The organism is Myxococcus llanfairpwllgwyngyllgogerychwyrndrobwllllantysiliogogogochensis, from assembly GCF_006636215.1.
In the GTDB taxonomy this organism is placed as follows: Bacteria; Myxococcota; Myxococcia; order Myxococcales; family Myxococcaceae; genus Myxococcus; species Myxococcus llanfairpwllgwyngyllgogerychwyrndrobwllllantysiliogogogochensis.
The window spans coordinates 22,183-28,182 of record NZ_VIFM01000143.1 but is presented as its reverse complement, the minus strand read 5'-3'; the positions used below and the strand labels follow the sequence as shown (position 1 = coordinate 28,182).

Below are 6,000 nucleotides of genomic sequence, written 5' to 3'. Positions count from 1 at the left end.
GCCACCGCCTCCGCCGCGGTCATCTCGCCGGTCGCCGCCCCGGTCCCGGTCCCTGCCACCACCTCGGCGGTTCTGGTCCTGGCGTCCGAAGCCACCGCTGTCCGGCTTGCGATGCTGCATCGCCAGCTCGCCATCACCCGAGCCCGGTGACGACGCCACCTTGTGCTCCGGCCCCGTGGCCGAGCGTCCGTAGATGTCGTACTGCTCGCGGTGGTAGTTCTGCTGCGCCTTGACCTGGATGGACTTGTTGTAGCGGTCCATCAAGTGCCGCAGCTCGTTGCGCTCCTCGCCCTGGAGCAGGCGCGCCACTTCCGCGTTGCAGTTGATGACCAGCGTGGAGTCCTTGTAGCCCGGCGCCTCCCGGCGAATCTCGCGGAAGATTTCGTACGCCACCGTGGTGGCCGTCTTCACGAAGCCGTTGCCGTCGCAGTACGGGCAGTCCTCGTGCAGCACCCGGCCAATGGACTCGCGCACGCGCTTGCGCGTCATCTCCACGAGACCCAGCTCGGAGATGCGCAGCACGTTCGTCTTCGCCTTGTCGCGCCCCAGCGCCTCCTGCAGCGACTTGAAGACCTTGTCCCGGTTCTGCGCCTTCTCCATGTCGATGAAGTCGCAGATGATGATGCCGCCGATGTTGCGCAGCCGGAGCTGGTAGACGATCTCCTTGGCCGCCTCGACGTTGATCTTGGTGATGGTCTCCTCGAGGCTCTTCTTGCCGACGTAGCGGCCCGAGTTGACGTCGATGGCGGTGAGCGCCTCGGCCTGATCGATGATGAGGTAGCCGCCGCTCTTCAGCCACACCTTGCGCTGAGTGGCGCGCTGCAGCTCCTGCTCGATGCCGTACGCGTCGAAGACGGTGTCGTCGCCCTCGTGCAGCGCCACCCTGTCCCGCAGCGCCGGGTCCTGCGCCGTGACGAAGCCGAGGATGCGCTCGTACTCCTCACGGTCGTCCACGACGAGCTTCTCCACGTCGTGCGCGAACAAGTCGCGCGTGGCGCGCAGGATGAGGTCCAGGTCCGGATGCAAGAGGCCCGGCCCGCCCCGCTTCTCGTTCTTGCGGACGACCTGGTTCCACACCTCGATGAGGAACCGGATGTCGCTCTCGAGCTTCTCCTGCGGCACGTTCTCCGCCACCGTGCGCACGATGAAGCCCGTCCCGGGCGGCCGCAGCCGGTCCACGATTTCCCGCAGGCGCCGGCGCTCCTTCTCGTTGGAGATGCGGCGGCTGATGCCCACGTGGTCCACCGTGGGCATGAACACCAGCTGACGGCCGGGAATCGAGATGTGCGAGGTGAGGCGCGCGCCCTTCGTGCCGATGGGGTCCTTGGAAATCTGGACCACGACCTCCTGGCCCACCTTCAGCAAGTCCTCGATCTTGTCCGTCCGGCGCTGCTTGACCTTCTCCTTGCCGCCGCCTTCGTCGTGCTTGTCCCGGCGCTTGTCGTCCTGCTTGTGCCGGCCCTTGTCCTTCTCCTTCTCGCGGGCGCGCGGCTCACGCGCCTCCCGGGCCTCGCGCGGGGCGCGGCGCTCTCCGGAGACCTCGGCGGGACGCGCGGCGACGGCCGCCTCCTCACCCGTCGGAGGAGGAATCAGCTCGCTCAGCGCGGTGGCCGCGTGCGGCGGCGGCTCGGGCGGAATCATCGCCACGGCCAGCGCGGTGGCCGTTTCGTCGGAGAGGGGCGTGGACTCGGTGGAAGCCTCGGACGTGCCCTCCGCCGGGGATGCCTCGAGCACCGCGATGGCCACGGACGCCGTCTCCACGACGGGCGCCGCCGGCTCGGCGGACACGGTCACCTCGGTCGCGACCACCGTCACGGTGGCCTCGGCGGTGGCCGCGGGGGCCTCCTCGACGGACTCACCGCCCGGGGCCTCGCTGGGGGCTGACGGCACCTCGATGGACGGCGCGTTCGCCGCCAGCTCCATGATGGTGTCGCGCGGCAGGGACTCGGTGCGGTGGGCCTGGTCCTCACCGGCCAGCTCCGCCGCTTCCGCCTCCACGTCCACGCTCGGACCCGCGTCCCGTGCCGCTTCTTCGGCGGCATCGGCCTCGGACTCGGTGGGCACGTCGGGGGCGTCCTCGTGCTCTCCCTCCGTCAGCTCGAACTGGGCCCGGGCGAAGTCTGGGTCATAGACGACGTCGCTGACGTAGAGGAAAGCGGCCTTCTCCAGGCCGATGTCCACGAAGGCCGCCTGCATGCCGGGGAGCACCCGGACCACGCGGCCCTTGTAGATATTTCCGACGACGCCCTTGTCCTTTTTACGCTCGAGGTAGAACTCCGCGATGTGCCCGTTCTCGACGAGCGCCACGCGGGTCTCCCGACCCGCGGCGTTGATGACGAGGATGCTGCTCATGGACGAATCCTGGACGCGCGCGCGGTAGGGCGGACCTCACCGGACGGGAGGCGGCAAGACGCCGCGCCTCCGAGCACGCTGCGAAGGGAGAGGCGGCCTCCGGTGGCCCTCCAGTCAGGACGGCCTTCCCGGTCTGTCCGGGTACGGCTCGCGTCACGCTGTCGAGGGCCAAGGGGACCACCGCCTGCTCCTCCGAATTTAGTCGCTCCGCTTTGCGACCGGCACCCTGCCGGGCGGAGCCTTGTCTTCAACCGCGTTCGAGGTCCTCCACCACGCGCGTGCCGCCCGCTCCTTCCTTCCACACCCGGTCGGTGCCCTTCAGTGGGTCACCTTGGGGGGGCGACTGGAGCCCCGGCGCAGCCGACGCGCCCGGAGGTATCCGGGAACGCAACCCGTCAAAAATTCACGACTGGGCGTGACCTTCGCCAATGCGGAGTGTCACACAAGCGCCCAGAAACACGGGGAGTTTTCCACGCCCCCGGCACACGTGTAAAGCCGAGAAACGGCATCCATCCACTGTCGGGCAGATGCCGGATGCCTCCCTGGCAGGTTCTCAGGCCTGGGCGGGGGCCTGCTTGCCGCCTGATGGCTTGTCCAGTCGCCCACGCGGCCGGCGCACGAGCCTCAGCCCCGTCCAGGTCGAGTCGATGACGCAGATCTTGTTGTCGACCAGGCCGATATCGAGCGCGGCCTGGCGCACGAAGTCCTCGGAGAGGTTCGTCTTCACGCCCTCGCCGCCGGGCCAGCAGACCCAGATGCCACCGGTGAGGGCCATGGCGCGCGCCAGGGCGGGCAGCCGCTGCACCAGCTCCTGCGCGTCCTGGGAGAAGAAGAGGATGACATCCAGGCCCGTCACCGCGGTGATGAGGAACTCCACCCCGTCCGGCAGCGGATTGAGCTTCTGCACGAAGCCGCGCGGCGGGTTGATGACGGAGACCTTGGAACCGGCCCGGATGCCCAGCATGGCCGGCAGGGATGCCAGCGCGTAGGGCGTCATGATGTGCGCTCCACGATGAAGTGACTGTACTCGCCAGTGGCCTCGCCGTCCGTGCGCCCGACGCTTTCGACACGCGCCTGGGACGGACCCCGGTGACACCAGCGGATGAATTCTTCCATCATTCCAGGCTCACCCTCCACCACCGCCTCCACGGAGCCGTCCGAGCGGTTGCGCACCCAGCCTACGAGACCCAGGCGCGTGGCCTCCACGCGGGCACTCTCCCGGAAGAAGACGCCCTGCACCTTGCCCTGGATGCGCAGCGTTGCCCGCCGCGTGCCGCTCATGGACTGAATGCCTCACCCTCTGACGTCCGTCTGCAACAGCTGCAGGAACGCCTGCTCGTCCAGGATTCTTACCCCGAGTTCCTGGGCCTTCTTCAGCTTGGTGCCGGCATCCTCCCCGGCCACCACGAAATCGGTCTTGCGCGAGACACTTCCGGCCACCTTCCCACCCCGACGCTCCACCTCCTCCTTGGCCTGGTCCCGAGTCATACCTGTCATCGAGCCGGTGAGCACCACCGTCTTTCCGACGAAGGGGCCGCCCGTGCTGACCTGGGGCGGGGCGGGGGAGACCCCGGCGTTGAGCAGGGCGAGGATGGCGTCCCGGTTCTGGGGCTCCTGGAAGAAGGCGTGGATGACCTGGGCCATGACGGGGCCCACATCCTTCACCCGGGTGATGTCGTCCAGTGACGCCTCGAAGAGCTGGCGCACATCCGGGAAGCCTTCCGCGAGCGCCTTGGCCGTCGCGTCGCCCACGTGTCGGATGCCCAGCGCGTAGAGGAAGCGGCGCTGGGTGGTTCCCTTGGAGTGCTCCAGCGACTCCAGGAGGTTGTCCGCGCTCTTGTCGCCCATGCGCTCCAGCGTCAGGAGCTTCTGCTTGGTGAGGCTGTACAGGTCCGCGAAGGTCTTCACGGTGCCGGTGGCCACCAGCTGCGCGGCCAGCTTGTCGCCCAGGCCTTCGATATCCATGGCGATGCGGCTGGCGAAGTGGCGGATCTTCTCCACCAACTGCGCGGGACAGGACGCGCCCGTGCAGCGGATGACCGCGCCGTCCTCGTCCTTCACCGCGGCGGCTCCGCAGACGGGGCAGTGCTTGGGGAACTCGAAGGGCTGGGAGCTCTCCGGGCGCTTGGAGAGCACCGTGGAGACGATCTCCGGAATCACGTCTCCAGCGCGGCGCACGAAGACGGTGTCGCCCTTGCGCACGTCCTTGCGGCGCAACTCGTCTTCGTTGTGCAGCGTGGCGCGCGCCACGGTGACGCCGCCCACCTTCACGGGCTTCAAGTGCGCCACGGGGGTGAGCGCGCCGGTGCGGCCCACCTGGATGCCGATGTCGAGCACCTCCGTGGACTCCTCCTCCGGAGGGAACTTGTAGGCCACCGCCCAGCGGGGGCTCTTGGAGACCTGTCCCAGCCGCTTGCGCTGGTCCTCGTCGTCCACCTTCACCACCATGCCGTCCACCTCGAAGGGCAGCTCATGGCGGCCCTTCAGGGAGGCGTCATAGGCCTTTCGCACGCCGTCGATTCCCTCGGCGCGCACGTAGCGGTTGATGGGCAGGCCCAGCGACTTCAGGTACTCGAGCTTCTCGATGTGGGACTTGAAGGCGGGCACGCCCTCGGTGGGGACGCACTCGTAAAGATAGACGGAGAGGGGGCGCGCGGCCGTCTCCTTCGGGTCCAACTGGCGCAGGCTGCCGGCCGCCGCGTTGCGGGGGTTGGCGAAGAGCGGCTCGCCTTCCTCTTCCCGCTTCTCGTTGAGCTTCCGGAAGTCCGCCTTGCGGATGAAGACCTCGCCGCGCACCTCCAGCAGCGCGGGCACCTTCACGTCGCCCAGCGGGAACAGCTCCATGGGCAGGCTGCGGATGGTGCGCAGGTTGCCGGTGACGTCCTCGCCCGTGGTGCCGTCGCCGCGCGTGGCGCCCTGGACGAAGACACCCTTCTCGAAGCGCAGGGCGATGGCGAGTCCGTCCAGCTTGGGCTCACACACGTAGGTGACGCCAGGCTGGCCCAACAGCTTGCGCACGCGCTCGTCGAACTCCACCAGCCCCTCGTCCTCGAAGAGGTTCGCGAGCGAGAGCATGGGGACGCGGTGGACCACCTCGCCGAACTCGTCGGCCGCCTTGCCGCCCACGCGCTGGGTGGGGGAGTCCGGCGTCTGGAGGCTGGGGTGTTTCTCCTCCAAGGCCTGCAGCTCGCGCATCAACGTGTCGTATTGCGCGTCGCTGATCTCCGGCGAGTCGAGCACGTAGTAGCGGTGGTTGTGGTGGGCCAGCTCACGACGGAGCTCGCGGGCTCGTGCTTCTGCGGTCTTGAAGTCGTCCACGGTGGGCGGTCCTTACCCCAAATCGCCCCCTGCGAGGGCGTGTCCAATGCCGCGCAATCTAGAGCGTCCCCCCGACATCGCGTCGAGCCCGTTCCCGGACGTCGGGCCCACCCGCTCGAGGACGCCCTGGCACGTAGGCTGTGAATCGCGCCGGGGGGGGGCCCGGGAGGACCTGGCACCTGGGCGTCGTGCGGGGATGCCCGGGATGGCACCTGCGAGGGCTTACGGGCCGCGAAGCAACCTCGCGGGTCCTGGTCCCCGGGTCTGAAGTGTCCCTGGTGACGGTGGAAATGTCTGGCGACGGGCTCCTGTTGCTCCAGGAGGAAGAGT

General features: G+C 68.5%; 4 protein-coding genes. All 4 read right to left on the bottom strand.

Going from position 1 to position 6,000, the window contains the following annotated elements:
- A partial coding sequence (locus tag FJV41_RS29620; protein ID WP_141645933.1) for an Rne/Rng family ribonuclease occupies positions 1-2,352 on the bottom strand: 2,352 nt, incomplete at its 3' end.
- 553 nt (positions 2,353-2,905) lie between these two features.
- Positions 2,906-3,349 (bottom strand): DUF3052 family protein, encoded by a 444-nt coding sequence (locus tag FJV41_RS29615; protein ID WP_141645932.1) that lies wholly within the window; start codon positions 3,347-3,349, stop codon positions 2,906-2,908.
- Positions 3,346-3,633, bottom strand: a complete 288-nt coding sequence (locus tag FJV41_RS29610; RefSeq protein ID WP_141645931.1) for an acylphosphatase — start codon at positions 3,631-3,633, stop codon at positions 3,346-3,348. The genes FJV41_RS29615 and FJV41_RS29610 overlap by 4 nt, the downstream gene beginning before the upstream one ends.
- A gap of 12 nt (positions 3,634-3,645) precedes the next feature.
- Entirely contained in the window at positions 3,646-5,670 is a 2,025-nt protein-coding gene (ligA, locus tag FJV41_RS29605; RefSeq protein ID WP_141645930.1) for an NAD-dependent DNA ligase LigA, read from the bottom strand.
- Between the last annotated feature and the right edge of the window lie 330 nt (positions 5,671-6,000).